This is a genomic window from Aeromonas sp. ASNIH7 (genome assembly GCF_002903485.1).
Taxonomy (GTDB): Bacteria; Pseudomonadota; Gammaproteobacteria; order Enterobacterales; family Aeromonadaceae; genus Aeromonas; species Aeromonas caviae.
The window spans coordinates 855,025-869,232 of sequence record NZ_CP026226.1 but is presented as its reverse complement, the minus strand read 5'-3'; the positions used below and the strand labels follow the sequence as shown (position 1 = coordinate 869,232).

Here is a 14,208-nt window from a genome sequence, read left to right as displayed (position 1 = left end):
TCAGGTCGCCCTGTTGTCATTATCGTTTTTGTTTCGTCCAGCAACAGAAAGCCAATCAAAGACCCCGTTGAGTACCTTTTTGTCAAGGATTGTCCGCAACCTTCATCCGTGAAAGCGCAAGCCAGTTAACCCATTGCTTTTCATGAGAAGAATTTACTTTTACCAGTCCCTTGTCAATTGCCATCAAGCAGCATTGCCACACATCTCCGTTAAAAAATGCGGCCTGCTGGCAATCGATGGCGGCCAGCTCAAGCCAGACGCTCTGCTGGCATTTTTCGCTGAGCTGAATGGCACCCGAGAGGGCCAGGTAGCAGAGATCGAACAGGCCGTGGTGATCGAGGGCCATGGCCGCCTTGGGCAGGAAGGGATGACTGACGATGCCGAGGCTGATGCACCTGTCCAGCGGGTGCTCGCAGGGGAAGGCTGCCAGGGTGTCGAGCAGGGTCTGGGCCAGCTGATGCAACTGGGCCACGTGGCGCTGGGGCACCACATAGAGCAGGTGGCCTTCGCGCAGGTCGTAGATGCGGCCATCCTGCGGGGTCAGTTCGTTGACGTAACGGCCGAAGGCCTGCTCTATCTCGCGGCTGACCTGATAGCCGTGCTGCTCCAGGCTGTTGATCAGGAAGGGAACCCGGAACAGCAGGTAGTGCAGCTTGTCGTCAAATTCGCTGGTGGGGCGTTCGCTCAGGTACCAGCGCTCGGATTTTTGCTGGCGCTTGGCCATCTCCCGCGGCCAGCGGCTCATCAGTCGCTGCCAGTTGGCCAGGCCGCTGCGCGGCTCTACCAGCAGGGCTTCTCCCAGCTGTTTGGCATGAAGGCGCGCGACCCGCAGTTTCAGCCAGAGGGTGAAAAACAAATAGATGAAGAGTGCCAGCAGCAGCCCGGTGCTGACGCTGGTCCAGAGGTATCGCTCCTGCTGGTGCTGGCTGACGTCGAGTTGCTGTTCCAGCTCCTTGACCTGTTGCACACGCTCCACCTGGGCGTAGTTGTCGCGCACCGCCTCCTGCTCCAGCGCCAGCTGTTGCTGGCGAACCAGTTCGCTGCGCTGGTGGTAATTCTTGTAGCTCTCCAGGGCCTGCTGGAGGTAACCCTTCTGCTCATAGGCGACGGAGAGCAGGCGGAAGATCTCGAATTGGCGCCGGATGTCCCCAATCCGGTTGGCCAGGGTGAGAGCGTTCTCCAACTGCAGGATGGCGATGCCCGCCTCCTGCTGCTTGAGGTGCAGCTCTCCCAGCAACAGCAGGGTGTCGATGAGCGACTCCTTGTCATCCCCCAGCTCATGGGACTGGCGTGCGGCGTTCAGGTAGTTTCGCGCCAGGTTGAGGTTGCCGGTCTGCAGGTAGGTCTTGCCTATCTCGAACTTGAGATGGGCGATGCGGGTGCGGTTGCTGCTCTCGTCCAGCAGGTCGAGAGCATTGAAGAAATAGACCAGCGCCATGTTCATCTCGCCCTGATCCCGGTTGAGACGGGCGAGCACGATCAGGGCGTCGCTCAGCATGGAGGAATTGCCGAGGGCATGAAAATAGTTGGCCGCCTCGCTGGCGTATTGCAGCGCTTTTTGTGGCTCCTGCTCTTCCTGATAGAGGCTGACCATCTGGTTCGAGAGCAGGCCGAGGAAGAGGGGATCCTGCAGGGGTTTGGCTTGCTGTTGTGCTTCGATGTATTCCCCCAGTGCAAGCTGGGGCTGACCCAGCGCCTGATAGAGATCCCCGCCCACGGCGCTGGTCCAGGCCCTGGCCAGAGGCTGTTTGGCGTGTTCCGCCCATTTGCGGGTCTCGGCCAGCTGCTGTTTGGCGAGATCGAATTGCCGCTCCTCTACGCTGGCGTTGACGCGTAGCAGACGGCTGTAGACCTGCAACTGGCTCTCCTTGAGGTCGGGATTGGCCAGCAGTTTGTCGAGTTTGTCGAGCAGGGGGGACGCGGCGCCATGGGTATGCTGTTGCAGATTGCGGCTTCGAACCAGCAGATAGAGCCCATGGGCCTGCAGCTCGAACTGCTGCTCTTTCTCGGCCATGGCGATGCCCTGCTCAAAGGACTCCTGTGCCTGGGTGAACTGCCCTAGCTGCTGCAGACACTCCCCCTTGAGCAGATAGGCGCCCGTGGTCTGGGTGGCGGTACCGTAGTTCAGCATCGGCTCGCGATAGCCGTACTCCTGACGGTTGCTGATGATCTGCTTGGGATTGTTGGCCGTGCGTTCGAGGAAGGAGGTGGCAATCTGGGCACATCTGGCGGGATCGGTCAGCACCAGGGTCTGGGCCTGCTGCAGGTCGATGGACAACTGCTCCTTGGCCAGATCCAGATCAGGAGCCGACAAGGAGGACATCATCATTGCCAGAAAAAACAGTTGATTCATTGGATTAAGAACGGCACGGAGGTGCAGGCATGTTATCCAAGCCCACCCCCGCCCGTCCAGAGTTTACTGAGGTGATGCGCAGCGGGCCGCAGCCCGCAGGATGGCGGCGCCGGTGATTACTGGCGAATGAGGCGCAGGTTCGCCGGAACCGGCTCCCAGTCGCTGCGGAAAGGGTTGATGTCCAGGCCGCCGCGGCGGGTGTAACGGGCATGGACGGTCAGTTGTTCCGGGGCGCAGAAGTGTTTGAGATCGGTAAAGATGCGCTCGATGCACTGCTCGTGGAACTCGTTGTGCTGGCGGAACGAGATGAGGTAGCGCAACAGCTTCTCCCGGTCGAGGCGCGGGCCGCGATAGTGGATCACCACGGATCCCCAGTCCGGCTGGCTGGTCACTAGGCAGTTGGACTTGAGCAGGTGGCTGTGCAGGGTCTCCTCCACGATCTCGCGACCGGCGGCCCCTTGCAGCAGGGTCTCGTCAAACTCGTAGCCATCCACCTCGATATCCAGGTTGTCGATGCACTCACCGGGCAGCTGGGCTATCTGGTGGGTGGCCTGGTCGAGGGTGAAGAGGGTGACGCTCACCGGGGCACCAGCGCAGCCACTCAGGTCCTGAACCAGCAGCGCTTGCACCGCCTCCAGGGAGTCGCAACGGGTCTGGTTGAAGGAGTTCAGGTAAAGCTTGAACGACTTGGACTCGATGAGATTCGGGCTGGTGGCCGGCACAAAGACCTCCCCGATGGCAACCACGGGCTTGCCTTTGGCATTGAGCCAGGAGAGTTCATACAGGGTCCAGACGTCGCTCCCCTGGAAGGGCAGTTCACCTCTCAGGCCAAGATCGTCGCGGTTCAGGCTGCGTGGCACGGGCTGCAGCAGACTCGGGGTGTACTGGCTGATGTAGGCTGACTGCTGCCCCAGGCTCAGGCCTTGCAGCGCACTGGCGCCGGCGTATCTCTCTTGTTTGCTCATGCTGGTTTGCTCACGCTTGTCTGATAAAGGGTTTGATGGTGCAATGGCCCGATTTTTCGATCAGGTACTTGCGGCCATCAGAGGCCGCTATTGTGGGGAATATCGATGTCGGATCAAGTCCTGTCTGCCCTGGAGCAGTTCTTTTTACGCTGGCAGCGCGATGGCGAAGGAAGGCGGGGGCTGCCCCTGTGTGACTGGGAGGCCGACTGGCGCTCTCCTTGCGAGCTGGATGAACCCAGGGAGGGTCGGGTAGCCTGGCGTCCGTTCCAGCGGGAGCAGGCAGCCGACTTCACGGCCATGGCGAACGCCCTGGAGCTGACGCTGCATCCCAGCGCCATCGCCCTGTTTGGCCACTGGTTCAGCCGCCCTCTGCCCTGCTCTTTCAAGGGGCTGCGCATCGAACTCATCCTGCCGTGGAACGATGCCGATCTGGATCTGCTCAAGGAGAACCTCATCGGCCACCTGCTGATGCTGCGCAAGTTGAAGCGATCCCCTTCACTCTTCATTGCCACGACCCGCAACGAGATGACGCTGGTGTCCCTCGATAACGAGAGCGGCCAGGTGTGGCTGGAGTGGCTGGACTCCGGACGGCGCCTGACGCTGGCCCCCTCGTTGCCGGCCTTTCTGGCGCGACTGGAAACCTTGCCCCAGTGATGCTCCAAAAGAGAGGGCCTTGCCACCTGGCAAGGCCCTCTCTTTTTAATGCGCCATTGTGCGCGGTGGGCACCTACTCCTTGAAGTCCCAGGAGAGGTTGGAGACCAGCCTGCAAGGCTCGCACTTGAAGTCGAAGATCTCGTGCAGGGGGGCGGCCAGCGCCCATGGGCCACCACAGCCAGGGCAGGGGCGAGCCCGCTCTTCGGCGGCGCTCAGGCCGCCTACCCGGTAGAGATAGTAATAGGTGGGAATGCTGCTCAGGAGCTCCAGCCGTCTGGCGAGATCGCTGCCCCGGCGATGAAGGCGGCTGCCCACCTCGCCGATTTCGTGCAGGGCGGCGTGTTCGGCGATGGAGCCGTTCATCTGCAACTGATCGCAGGCCTCCCAATCTTCCTGCCACTTGATGATCTGCTTGTGGTCACCGTTGGCGACGGCGGGCAGCCGATAGAGCGGGATGGGGGCGAAGTGATCGCCACAGCGCAGGGGAGAGCAACTGTGCAGGAAGCTGGTGTAGAGCAGCATCCAGCTGGGACGCTCTCCCTGCTCTGCGCACGGGTCCGTACTGTCCGAGAGCAGATCCGCCCCTTGCAGGTGGAGTTTGGGGGCGAGCAGGCCCGCCTGGTGCAGACCTTGCTCGGCAAGGGCGACCAGCTCGCTCTGGTTGTCAGGGTGCAGGCTGTCCTGCTCCGGGCAGACCACCCGGCTGACGAAATAGCCTTCGTGCATGCTGGTGGGAAACTCCCGCCCCAGGATCTGACCCTGATAGCGCAGCATGTCGAGGTAGTGGACGATGGCCCGTTCGGCCTCCCCGAGGGAGGTATCGCGGTAGCACTCAAAGGTGAGTTCGAGGATATACATGGCGATGGGTCAATCCGGCTTCTGGTTGAGCAGCAGATCGGTGAGGCGATCGACCTTCTGCTCCAGCCGGGCGAGCTGTTCGCTCAGTTGCTGAAGAGTGACGCTTTCCGTGGCCAAGGGGGGCGCCTCGGGGGTACTGGCGGGGGCGGGCGCTGTCGACGCGGGCTGGGGTTGTTGCTTCCACTGGCTCAACACCTTGAGCAGCTCGGCCATGGGCACGGGATGGCTGAGGCGGGCCTTGACCATGGCGGTAGAAGGGGTGATCCCCCTGGCACTGAGTTCGTTGGCTATCTGGATGATCTCTTGGGCTGACATCTTGGCTCCTGCACGGCCGTCTTGCTGCGGGTGGATAGTGGCACAGAGCTTAATCAAAGCCTGTCCATCAGGAAAGCGGAGCGAAGGGCGTGGGTGGCGAGAGGGAGGGGATTGGCGGCTCCGCGTCTACCCAACGCTGGCCGCCGGGAGTGGGGGATCAGGTCCCCTGGCGCAGCATCACATCCAGCTGGTCGATGGCTTCCGCCCAGTCGGCGTCGTGGCTGAGGGCATCGCGCAGAAAGCCTGCCTGGGAAGGCGTCCAGAACGGCGCGTCGGGCAACTGGGTATGGCGATCGATGGGATGGTCGCGGATAAAACGCTGCTGGCTGATGTCGTCACTGGCCAGCCCCAGCTGGGCAAACAGGGCGGCCATGTCATGGGTGAGCAATTCCATGTTGGTACTCCTTGGAAGGGGGCTGTGGAAGAGTATAGCCAGCCCCCGTGCTCTCAAATCTAGGAGGGGAGACGATGGGGTGGCAGTTCGACACCGGCGACATGCAGCCCCTGCATGCAGAGCTGCCCCTGATAATGGCTCTCTCCGTCGCTGGAGAACTCGAACTGGTAGTAGGTGAGCAGGCGCAGGGGCTTGTGCCCCAGGGCACGGTGTGTCCGCGCCAGCGACAGCAGTTGCAGGTCGTGGTGCTGGCAGTAGCGGCGCATGTATTGCCAAGCCAACTCCGCCTGGCGGCGCTGTTGCCAGAAGGCCCAGCCAACGAGGCCGAGCAGCAAGATCCCAAGCATTTCTCCCATCAGCGGGTTCCTTCTGTGATGTGTGTGGGGCCCTGTTCACCTCAGGCAACAGGGCCGTTGTGTCGGGCCTAGGTGGCAGCGAACAGGCGACCGATGGCCAGACCCAGGGCCTCGCTGCGTTCGGGGTCACGCAGTTTTGCCAGCATATCATTGCGCAATGCCGGTAGCGTGACGAGCTCGGCAAATACCTGGTTGAAGAACTGGGTGGGTTGCAGGGCGAGCTGCTCCAGAAACAGGCCGAGCAGTTCGGGGTGTTTCAGATCGGGCCAGAGGCGGCCAGCGATGGCGAGGAGCAGGGAGGGGCTTGGCCGGGTTTGCAGCAGGGTCAGCAGCTTGTTGGTGCGCAGTCCGTTGCCCGGGCAGGAGGCCAGTGCCCGGCACAGATAGGCCAGGGTTTCGGGGTCAGGCTCGGCGCACTCCTGCTCCTTGCCGATGCGCTCCAGCAATGCGCCTTGCAGGGCAGGAGGCAGGGGGGCGTTCTCCAGGCTCTGGCACAGGGCGTAGAGGGGGGCCTGCGGCAGCATGGGCAAGGCCTTGCAGACCAGTGCCAGGTTGCGTTCAACCTGCAGCTGCTCCGCGAGATCTGCAAACCCTTGCAGTCCCAGGGCCTGCCACCCCTCTTCCCCCGGCGCCGCCAGATAGTGGCAGAGGGCCTCGTAGTAAGCGGAAGGGGCTTGTTCCAGCTGGCGGGCCAGCTTGGCGTGCACACTGGCCATCTTGGCCTCGGCCGGACGGAAGGTGTAGGGGTTGTCCGCCAGACGCTGGGCCTTCTCTTCGTCCAGTTCACCGGTGAGCTTGTAGCCCAGAGTCTCTACCACCTGATCCATGAAATGCTTGGGGCCGCTGGAGATGAGCAGGCCGCGTTCATCAAGGGCGAACTTGAGGAACCAGAGGTAGTGCCTGGATTCGGTCGGCTGGAAGAAGTGCACGCCGAGCCAGGCGTGCTGCTGCAACGGCCAGGGGTAGGGCTCCTGCTGCTGCTCGATGCGCACGAAGAGGTCGCTGGGGAGCGGGCGCACCTGGCGGCCCAGATCGAACAGCTGGAACTGGGTATCGGCCTGGGTCAGAAACTCGGTCAGGGTGTTGATGGAAGACATGAAGAGATCCCGCTTGAAGATAATGCGGGCGATTATAAGGGGGCTGCACCAGATAGCCAGAGGCGGTGATGCAGGGGATGAAGGTGACGGTAACATGGCAGCCATTGCGGGGTCGGTGTATAGTAGCGCCCCTTTTTGATGGCCGTATTGAGTGGGGCCCCGTCGCAGACCGGGCCCGCGATGAGGAAGTGAGCGAGATGAATCAATATCTGCTGGTTGCCGGTCTGCTGGGAGAGCTGACTGCCGAGTTGCAACGTCTGGAACGCTGGCAAGCCGACCATCCGGGGAGCGAGGCGCTGGCAAGCGAGCTGCCGTTTTGTGTCGATACCCTGAGTTTCGATCAGTGGCTGCAGTTCGTGCTGATCCCGCGCATGGAGCAGCTGGTGCTGCTGCAGGCTCCGCTGCCGACCAGCGTCTCCCTCTATCCCATGGCGAGTGAGGTCTATAAAGAGGAGCTGGCGGAGGTCGAGGCCCTGCTTCGTCTGATCGCCCGTTTCGATCTGCTGCTCTCCGGCAAAGTGGTCGAACAATGATGGACGAGCAGACCCGGACAGCGGATGCCTTGCAGCCGACTCTGCTCTATCAGGATGACTGGCTGGTGGCGGTGAACAAACCGTCCGGTCTCCTGGTGCACCGCAGTTGGCTCGACAAGGCCGAGACCCGTTTCGCCATGCAGATGACCCGGGATCTGATCGGGGGTCGTCATGTCTACCCCGTGCACCGACTGGACAGGCCCACTTCGGGTGTGCTGCTGTTTGCTCTCGATCCTGCCGTGGCCCGTACCCTGACCGAGGCCTTTGCTGCCCGTCAGGTCCACAAGGAGTACCTGGCACTGGTGCGGGGATGGGCCCCCGAAGAGGGGCTCATCGACTATCCGCTCAAGGAGCAGCTGGACAAGATTGCCGATGCCTTCAGCGACCCGGATCGCCCCGCCCAGGAGGCGGTGACCGCGTTTCGTTGTCTGCATCAGGTCGAGCTGCCCTTCGCCGTCTCCAAGAAGCATCCCACCAGTCGCTACAGCCTGGTCCGCCTCTTTCCCAAGACGGGGCGCAAGCACCAGCTGCGCCGCCATCTGGATCACCTGTTCCACCCCATCGTCGGTGATACCACCCACGGGGATGGCCGACACAACCGCTTCTTTCGCGAGCACTACGGGTGCGACCGCCTGCTGCTGATCGCGCACCGTCTGAGCTTCGAGCATCCGGTGCTCAAGGTGCCGATGCGGATCCAGGCACCGCTGGGACAGGAAGTACTGCAGCTGTTTGCCGAGTTGGGCTGGCCTGCCAGCGAGAGCGACTACTGAGCCTGACGATCGCGGGGTGTTGCCCAAGCTGTTGCTGTGGCATGCTGGGCATCCATGTTGGTCAAAGGGGTCCGTGATGGCGCAGATAGACATAGTGGTGGGTACCGTATACGGCGCGGCCATGCTGGTGGCCGAGACGCTGGCCGCGCAGCTGGAGCAGGCGGGGCACGGCTGCCAGGTGTTCGAAGACGCCGAGCTGGCAGTTCTGGATGCGAGTCGATTCTTGCTGGTCATCACGGCTACCACGGGGCAAGGCGATATTCCGCCCAATCTGCAGCCACTGGCCACCGCCCTGGCTGACCGGGCCCCCTACATGAAAGGGTGGCGTTATGCGCTGGTCGCCATGGGGGACAGCAGCTACGAGCACTTCTGCGGGGCCGGTCGTCACCTTGATGCGCTGTTGCAGGAGCTCGGTGCCAGCCCTCTGCTGCCCCGACTGGAGATAGATGCCACCGTCGACGATGAGCCGGAAAAGGTGGCGCTGGCCTGGCTCAATGGCTGGCTAAACAAACTGTAGCGATCGTCCGTTTTTATCCTTTATTCATCCCCGCTCAGCCCGTCTGGCGGGGATGTTTATTTTACGGTAATCAGCAGTCTCAACTGACCATATTTGCCCGATATTTATCCGGTTATTTTCCACACCATCCCCGCTTTGTTCAGCGATTTATTTCGGGGGCAGACGACATGCCTCAAATTTAAAAGTTCCCCATTGAAAGCGATTTCAGTCATGTTTTTGTCATCAATTTGAATAATTATAACTTATTCATCGAAGCGAATTAATGGTTGGTAGCGGTTTCATGGTGGATCTTTTCGCTTTTACTCCCGTGTGGGTGGTGAGTTATTGCATAGTTCTGTTGATTATCATCGTACAAAACCCTCCGCGGCCAATGCTGGGCGATTTGTCGCCATTTTGTGAATCAGCTCATGTTTGTCTCGAAATTGGCTACCTATAATCCATCCCGGTTATCACCGAAACGTTTTTCTAGGTGATAAGAACTTGAATATCAGGATCACACTCCTCTCAGCGGGAATAAGGAAAATGAAAATGAAAGCAAAGTGGCTCCCAATCGCTGCAGCAGTAACCGCAGCCCTGGCTTCCCAAGCCGCCTTCGCCGTTGATTTCCACGGCTACTTCCGTTCAGGTGTCGGTGTCTCCAAAGATGGTGACATGCAGACTGTTATTAAAAAGGAAAAGGTTGGTCGTCTGGGTCACGAAGATGACACTTACGGCGAAGTTCAGCTGGGTCAGGAAGTATTCAACAAGGATGGCAAGACTTTCTACGTTGATTCCATGGTTGCTATGACCTCTAATGGCTCTAACGATTGGGAATCTACAGAGTCTCGTTTTCAGTGTACTGCTGCTGATGGTGTTCTGACAAAATGTGACAACAAAGAAGATGCCACATTTGCTTTGCGTCAGTTCAACGTGCAAGCCAAAGGCTTGCTGAGCTTCGCGCCGGAAGCCACTCTCTGGGCCGGTAAGCGTTACTATCAACGTCACGACATCCATATCTCTGACTTCTACTACTGGAACATCTCCGGTGCCGGTGCCGGTATCGAAGGCATCCAAGCCGGTCCTGGCAAGGTTTCCTTCGCTTGGGTTCGTAATGATCGTAGCGGAACAGATGATGGTTGGAACTACAATGATGATCTGAATGTTAATACCCTTGATCTGCGCTATGCAGGCATTCCATTGTGGCAAGATGCTTCACTGGAAGTCGGTGTCGACTACGCGATTGCCAATCCGACTGATGCTCAGAAGGATTCAGCTAATGCACAGTATAAGAATGCCAAAGATGGCGTCATGTTAACTGCTGAATTGACAGCTAGTGTATTGGGCGGCTTTAACAAATCAGTTGTTCAATACGGCACGGAAGGTTACTCGAAAGCTTTTGCTTTCTGGGGTGATGGCTCTTGGTACGGTGCCGAAGCCAAAGACGGTGCTGACGGATTCCGTCTCATCAACTGGGGTGTTATCCCAATGGGTAACAAGGTCGAGATGGGTCATCAGCTGGTCTACGGTGTAGGCAACGAGATGTGGGATGGCAACGACAAGTGGGAAACCATGTCTGCCGTTGTTCGCCCCATGTACAAGTGGGATGACTTCAACAAGACCATCTTCGAAGGCGGCTACTTCAAGGACAAGAACAAATCCACTGATGGATCTTCTCTTGAGGACTCTGGTTACAAGCTGACTCTGGCTCAAGCCTGGTCCGCCGGTTCCAGCTTCTGGGCTCGTCCTGAAATTCGTGTGTTTGCCTCCTACGTTGGGCTTGACGATAACGATATGGCTGGTAAGCCTTTCGATAGTAAAACTTCTAAAGACACTTGGAACTTTGGTGTTCAAGCGGAAGCTTGGTGGTAAGCACTTCTTTCAGTTAAGTTAGTCACTGCCCCCGTATGGGGGCAGTTTTGTTTCGCCGGGTAACGGCAACCGGGTTATGGAGATAAGAAGAATGAAACTGGTAAAGATGTCTATCGCAGCCGTGGTTACTGCGCTGTTGGCCGGTTGTTCCGGTAGCATGGTGGTCCCCATGCAGGATCACGCATCCATTCTGAGCAATGCCGAACAGGCCAAGCAGGCGCTTTCACAGGCGACCAGCTGCTGCAATGCTTTCAACGACTTCAACTATGTGACCTTGCCGGAAGGCGATACCCTGCTGGCCCTCGACGGCAAGCAACCCAGTTTTCAGTTTGACGAGGGGATGAGCTACTTTGCGGCTTATCGCCTGCCAGCCAACACAGGCAACCTGGCCATCAAGGTCGCATCTCAGGTAAGCAAGACGGTACTGGTGCCGCAAGTGATCATGCTGGATGCCCAGTTCAAGGTGACACGGGTGCTGGGTGAGTCAGTGTTCAGCTACCAGCCAGCCCACCTGCTGAATAACGATCGGATTGAAGGCAATATCTTTGTCGATCGCAGCATGCCGGGCAATCCGGCTGCCGAAACCTATATGATTGTCTATGCCCCGGCCAGCGAGCTGGCGGGCAGTACCACCATATTGCACCCGGCGAAAGCCTTCGCCCGTGCCAACCAAACGGTTGAGCCAGCAGTGCCGGATCCCGTGATCCCGCATTCACCATGGGGGCTGGTACAGATCGAGGTGGTCGATATGGCCAAGGGGCAGGGCCTTGAGGCTGTGTTCAAACCCGAGTACGCAGACAAGGTCGCGATGAGCCAGGCCGCGCCAGCAACTGCCGCAGTGGCTGCCAGTGCGGTGACGGCAACTGCGGTTGCTGCCAAACCCGTGCCCGCCATGTTGACCGAGACCGAAGCCTTCTATCAGTCCCAGATTGAGAAAGCGGTGAAAGCCGGTGATATCGACAAGGCGATGCAACTGGTCAATGAGGCCGAGCGTGCCGGCTCGACCAAGGCGAAATCCGTCTTTATTGACGCGGTCAAGCGTTCGCAGAAAGGCTGAATATTGCCCAGTCTTTAAAAGATAATATTTATTTGAGGCCTCCCTTGTTGGAGGCCTTTTTAATCGGTAGACTAAAATAGAAAAAACAGCAAATGGTTACATTAAGTTACATTGCGTTTCTTTCGGCATTAATATGATTGGTTAAAATACAATGCGAAACAGCACTTTTCATATTTGTGGCGTAGCATGAGAATGCCGAAATATATCTGTAATCTCCCCGAATTTCCCCTCAGAATTATCTTGTGATCTCCCCTCCAAATTTTTTATTCCTTTGCGCCTGATGGAAGAAATTTCAGATCTGCTGGGTTATATTCAACAGGTCAAAATAAACAACCCCCAATCGAATTCATGCCGATGAAGATGATGCTCGTGATCGTCTATCAATTGGACTGAACCGTTTACGGGAAGACAATTCATTCAGGAGCGCACACATGTTTAAAAATGCTTTCTCTAATCTGCAAAAGGTCGGTAAGGCGCTGATGCTGCCAGTATCGGTCTTGCCAGTTGCAGGTATTCTGCTGGGGGTGGGCGCCGCTCACTTCAGCTGGTTGCCAGAAATTGTCTCCCAATTGATGGAGCAAGCTGGTGGTTCCGTATTTGGTCAGATGGCCCTGCTGTTCGCAGTGGGTGTTGCCCTCGGCTTTACCAATAACGACGGCGTATCTGGTCTGTCAGCCATCGTTGGCTACGGCATCATGACCGCCACCCTGACTGTGATGGCGCCTGTGATGGGTGTCGAGAAGATCGATACCGGTGTGCTGGGTGGTATCCTCGCCGGTGGCGTGGCTGCCTGGGCGTTCAACCGCTTCTACAAGATCCAGCTGCCAGAGTATCTGGGCTTCTTCGCTGGCAAGCGCGCCGTGCCCATCATCACCGGTTTTGTTTCCATCGGTCTGGGTGTCGTGCTCTCCTTCATCTGGCCGCCTATTGGTGGTGCCATCGGTGCCTTCTCCGACTGGGCTGCCAACCAGAACCCGGTCCTGGCCTTCGGCATCTACGGCGTGGTTGAGCGCTCCCTGATCCCGTTCGGTCTGCACCACATCTGGAACGTGCCGTTCTTCTATCAGGCTGGTACCTGCGTCAACGCCGCCGGTGAAACCGTACACGGCATCATGACCTGCTTCCTGACTGCTGATGACGCTTCCCGTGCTGCCGGTAACGGCTTCGGTCAACTGGCGGGTGGCTACCTGTTCAAGATGTTTGGTCTGCCTGCTGCCGCGTTTGCCATTGCGCACTCCGCCAAGCCGGAAAACCGCGCCAAGATCGTAGGTATCATGGCTTCTGCTGCCCTGACCTCCTTCCTGACCGGTATCACCGAGCCGATTGAATTCTCCTTCCTGTTCGTGGCCCCGGTACTGTACGCCATCCACGCTCTGCTGGCAGGTCTGGCCTATGTCCTGACCAACATGCTGGGTGTCGTTCACGGTCACACCTTCTCCAACGGCTTCATCGACTTCGTGGTGCAATCTCCGCGTGCCGACAACATGCTGCTGCTGGTGGGTCTGGGTCTGGTCTACGCGGTCATCTACTACGTGGTCTTCACCGTGGTCATCCGTGCCATGAACCTGAAAACCCCGGGTCGTGAAGACGAAGCTGCCCAAGAGTCCTCTGCCGGTCAAAGCAAGGACGAGATGTCTGCTGCACTGGTCTCCGCCTTCGGTGGCAAAGAGAACATCGCCTCTCTGGACGCCTGCATCACCCGTCTGCGTGTCGGTGTGAAGGATGTGGCCAAGGTTGACCAGGCTGGTCTGAAGAAGCTGGGTGCCGCCGGTGTGGTGGTGGCGGGTTCCGGTGTACAAGCCATCTTCGGCACCAAGTCCGACAACCTGAAAACTGAAATGGACATCTGGATGAAGAGCAACTGATTGTCGCTCCAATATCCGAGTTCCGAAAAGGGAGGCGCAAGCCTCCCTTTTTGCTGGGTTGCGTTTGGTGGCGGGACATGTGCGGGGGCTTTCCTGGCGGCGCCAGCATGGTGTGACCCAATGAAAAAGGCGCCCCTGGGCGCCTTTGCTGCATCAGACCGGCTTAAAGCTTTTCGAGATCCCGTTCTATCTCGCTGATCTTGTTCTGCACCACTTTTTCCAGATGACGCAAGTCGCGCAGTATTTTCTGCTTGATGTCCGGATCGGCGGAAGGCTGGCCGCCCTGGGTCAGATTGTCCAGCTCATCCACCACGTATTTGAGGTTGGCGTTGATCTCGGTGACATCTTTGTACTCATGGGTCCCCGAGTCGACCAGCATGGTCTTGCGCTGGCGGGGGTATTTGAATTTGACGCTCTTGGCGAAGAATTCACCCTTCTGCTTCTTGAAATAGATCTTGAGGATGTCGTGGTTGGCTTCCTGGCGCAGGGTGTAGCTGTCCACCGAGGTGGGTTCCTGGATCCCCAGGCTCTTGAGATTCTCGTACATCGGGCTTCCTTGGTTTGAAACGATCCTGACCCCTCTATCTTACCCGAGTCCGGACGCCTTGCCTGTGACAGGCGCGCC

At 58.6% G+C, this 14,208-nt stretch carries 15 protein-coding genes; 7 read left to right on the top strand and 8 right to left on the bottom strand.

Annotated features, from left to right (window positions below; all coding sequences use genetic code 11):
- Positions 1 to 82: 82 nt before the first annotated feature.
- Both C2U47_RS03870 and queF read right to left on the bottom strand, forming a co-directional pair.
- Positions 83 to 2,353: a hypothetical protein gene (locus tag C2U47_RS03870; protein ID WP_043152477.1), complete on the bottom strand. Its 2,271-nt coding sequence runs from the start codon at positions 2,351 to 2,353 to the stop codon at positions 83 to 85.
- A gap of 116 nt (positions 2,354 to 2,469) precedes the next feature.
- Positions 2,470 to 3,318 carry an NADPH-dependent 7-cyano-7-deazaguanine reductase QueF gene (gene queF / locus C2U47_RS03865; protein WP_043152474.1) on the bottom strand — a complete coding sequence of 283 codons (849 nt, stop codon included), beginning with the start codon at positions 3,316 to 3,318 and terminating at the stop codon, positions 2,470 to 2,472.
- A gap of 105 nt (positions 3,319 to 3,423) precedes the next feature.
- On the opposite strand from queF, the gene syd reads away from it, so the two are divergent.
- Entirely contained in the window at positions 3,424 to 3,972 is a 549-nt protein-coding gene (syd, locus tag C2U47_RS03860; RefSeq protein WP_010673386.1) for a SecY-interacting protein, read from the top strand.
- Positions 3,973 to 4,045: 73 nt separating this feature from the next.
- Here the strand turns inward: syd and C2U47_RS03855 are convergent, their stop codons facing one another.
- The 5 genes from C2U47_RS03855 to C2U47_RS03835 all read right to left on the bottom strand — a co-directional run bounded on the left by C2U47_RS03855 (position 4,046) and on the right by C2U47_RS03835 (position 6,993).
- Positions 4,046 to 4,831 carry a Zn-ribbon-containing protein gene (locus C2U47_RS03855; RefSeq protein ID WP_103261456.1) on the bottom strand — a complete coding sequence of 262 codons (786 nt, stop codon included), beginning with the start codon at positions 4,829 to 4,831 and terminating at the stop codon, positions 4,046 to 4,048.
- 9 nt (positions 4,832 to 4,840) lie between these two features.
- A complete protein-coding gene (locus tag C2U47_RS03850) occupies positions 4,841 to 5,146 on the bottom strand; it encodes a DNA-binding protein (RefSeq protein WP_045523590.1) in 306 nt (101 codons plus the stop codon).
- Positions 5,147 to 5,303: 157 nt separating this feature from the next.
- Entirely contained in the window at positions 5,304 to 5,540 is a 237-nt protein-coding gene (locus C2U47_RS03845; RefSeq protein ID WP_039039420.1) for a DUF2789 domain-containing protein, read from the bottom strand.
- A 59-nt stretch (positions 5,541 to 5,599) separates the two neighbouring features.
- Positions 5,600 to 5,896 (bottom strand): DUF3301 domain-containing protein, encoded by a 297-nt coding sequence (locus tag C2U47_RS03840; RefSeq protein WP_039039421.1) that lies wholly within the window; start codon positions 5,894 to 5,896, stop codon positions 5,600 to 5,602.
- 68 nt (positions 5,897 to 5,964) lie between these two features.
- Positions 5,965 to 6,993 (bottom strand): DUF3549 family protein, encoded by a 1,029-nt coding sequence (locus C2U47_RS03835; RefSeq protein WP_103261455.1) that lies wholly within the window; start codon positions 6,991 to 6,993, stop codon positions 5,965 to 5,967.
- A 197-nt stretch (positions 6,994 to 7,190) separates the two neighbouring features.
- On the opposite strand from C2U47_RS03835, the gene C2U47_RS03830 reads away from it, so the two are divergent.
- From C2U47_RS03830 to ptsG, 6 genes are all read left to right on the top strand, one after another.
- Complete coding sequence (locus C2U47_RS03830) at positions 7,191 to 7,526, top strand: YqcC family protein (protein WP_010673392.1); 336 nt, start codon at positions 7,191 to 7,193, stop codon at positions 7,524 to 7,526.
- On the top strand, positions 7,526 to 8,296 hold the full coding sequence (gene truC, locus C2U47_RS03825; RefSeq protein WP_373870492.1) for a tRNA pseudouridine(65) synthase TruC: 771 nt from the start codon (positions 7,526 to 7,528) through the stop codon (positions 8,294 to 8,296). The genes C2U47_RS03830 and truC overlap by 1 nt, the downstream gene beginning before the upstream one ends.
- A gap of 76 nt (positions 8,297 to 8,372) precedes the next feature.
- Positions 8,373 to 8,813, top strand: coding sequence for a flavodoxin (locus C2U47_RS03820; RefSeq protein ID WP_049636272.1), 441 nt, complete (start codon positions 8,373 to 8,375; stop codon positions 8,811 to 8,813).
- A gap of 528 nt (positions 8,814 to 9,341) precedes the next feature.
- A complete protein-coding gene (locus tag C2U47_RS03815; protein ID WP_309295041.1) occupies positions 9,342 to 10,661 on the top strand; it encodes a maltoporin in 1,320 nt (439 codons plus the stop codon).
- Between the two features lie 91 nt (positions 10,662 to 10,752).
- Positions 10,753 to 11,718 carry a MalM family protein gene (locus C2U47_RS03810; protein ID WP_193758865.1) on the top strand — a complete coding sequence of 322 codons (966 nt, stop codon included), beginning with the start codon at positions 10,753 to 10,755 and terminating at the stop codon, positions 11,716 to 11,718.
- A gap of 431 nt (positions 11,719 to 12,149) precedes the next feature.
- The gene (gene ptsG / locus C2U47_RS03805) at positions 12,150 to 13,583 is read left to right on the top strand and encodes a PTS glucose transporter subunit IIBC (RefSeq protein ID WP_102948819.1); all 1,434 of its coding nucleotides are present in this window, start codon (positions 12,150 to 12,152) and stop codon (positions 13,581 to 13,583) included.
- Positions 13,584 to 13,746: 163 nt separating this feature from the next.
- On the opposite strand, the gene C2U47_RS03800 is transcribed toward ptsG, so the two are convergent.
- Complete coding sequence (locus C2U47_RS03800; protein WP_039039426.1) at positions 13,747 to 14,130, bottom strand: DUF3461 family protein; 384 nt, start codon at positions 14,128 to 14,130, stop codon at positions 13,747 to 13,749.
- Positions 14,131 to 14,208: the final 78 nt, after the last annotated feature.

Coding starts and splice junctions, on each gene's coding strand:
- queF (WP_043152474.1), bottom strand. CDS start 3,318: ATGAGCAAACAAGAGAGATACGCCGGCGCCAGTGCGCTGCAAGGCCTG.
- C2U47_RS03815 (WP_309295041.1), top strand. CDS start 9,342: ATGAAAGCAAAGTGGCTCCCAATCGCTGCAGCAGTAACCGCAGCCCTG.
- syd (WP_010673386.1), top strand. CDS start 3,424: ATGTCGGATCAAGTCCTGTCTGCCCTGGAGCAGTTCTTTTTACGCTGG.
- ptsG (WP_102948819.1), top strand. CDS start 12,150: ATGTTTAAAAATGCTTTCTCTAATCTGCAAAAGGTCGGTAAGGCGCTG.
- C2U47_RS03835 (WP_103261455.1), bottom strand. CDS start 6,993: ATGTCTTCCATCAACACCCTGACCGAGTTTCTGACCCAGGCCGATACC.
- C2U47_RS03870 (WP_043152477.1), bottom strand. CDS start 2,353: ATGAATCAACTGTTTTTTCTGGCAATGATGATGTCCTCCTTGTCGGCT.
- C2U47_RS03830 (WP_010673392.1), top strand. CDS start 7,191: ATGAATCAATATCTGCTGGTTGCCGGTCTGCTGGGAGAGCTGACTGCC.
- C2U47_RS03840 (WP_039039421.1), bottom strand. CDS start 5,896: ATGGGAGAAATGCTTGGGATCTTGCTGCTCGGCCTCGTTGGCTGGGCC.
- C2U47_RS03845 (WP_039039420.1), bottom strand. CDS start 5,540: ATGGAATTGCTCACCCATGACATGGCCGCCCTGTTTGCCCAGCTGGGG.
- truC (WP_373870492.1), top strand. CDS start 7,526: ATGGACGAGCAGACCCGGACAGCGGATGCCTTGCAGCCGACTCTGCTC.
- C2U47_RS03800 (WP_039039426.1), bottom strand. CDS start 14,130: ATGTACGAGAATCTCAAGAGCCTGGGGATCCAGGAACCCACCTCGGTG.
- C2U47_RS03810 (WP_193758865.1), top strand. CDS start 10,753: ATGAAACTGGTAAAGATGTCTATCGCAGCCGTGGTTACTGCGCTGTTG.
- C2U47_RS03820 (WP_049636272.1), top strand. CDS start 8,373: ATGGCGCAGATAGACATAGTGGTGGGTACCGTATACGGCGCGGCCATG.
- C2U47_RS03850 (WP_045523590.1), bottom strand. CDS start 5,146: ATGTCAGCCCAAGAGATCATCCAGATAGCCAACGAACTCAGTGCCAGG.
- C2U47_RS03855 (WP_103261456.1), bottom strand. CDS start 4,831: ATGTATATCCTCGAACTCACCTTTGAGTGCTACCGCGATACCTCCCTC.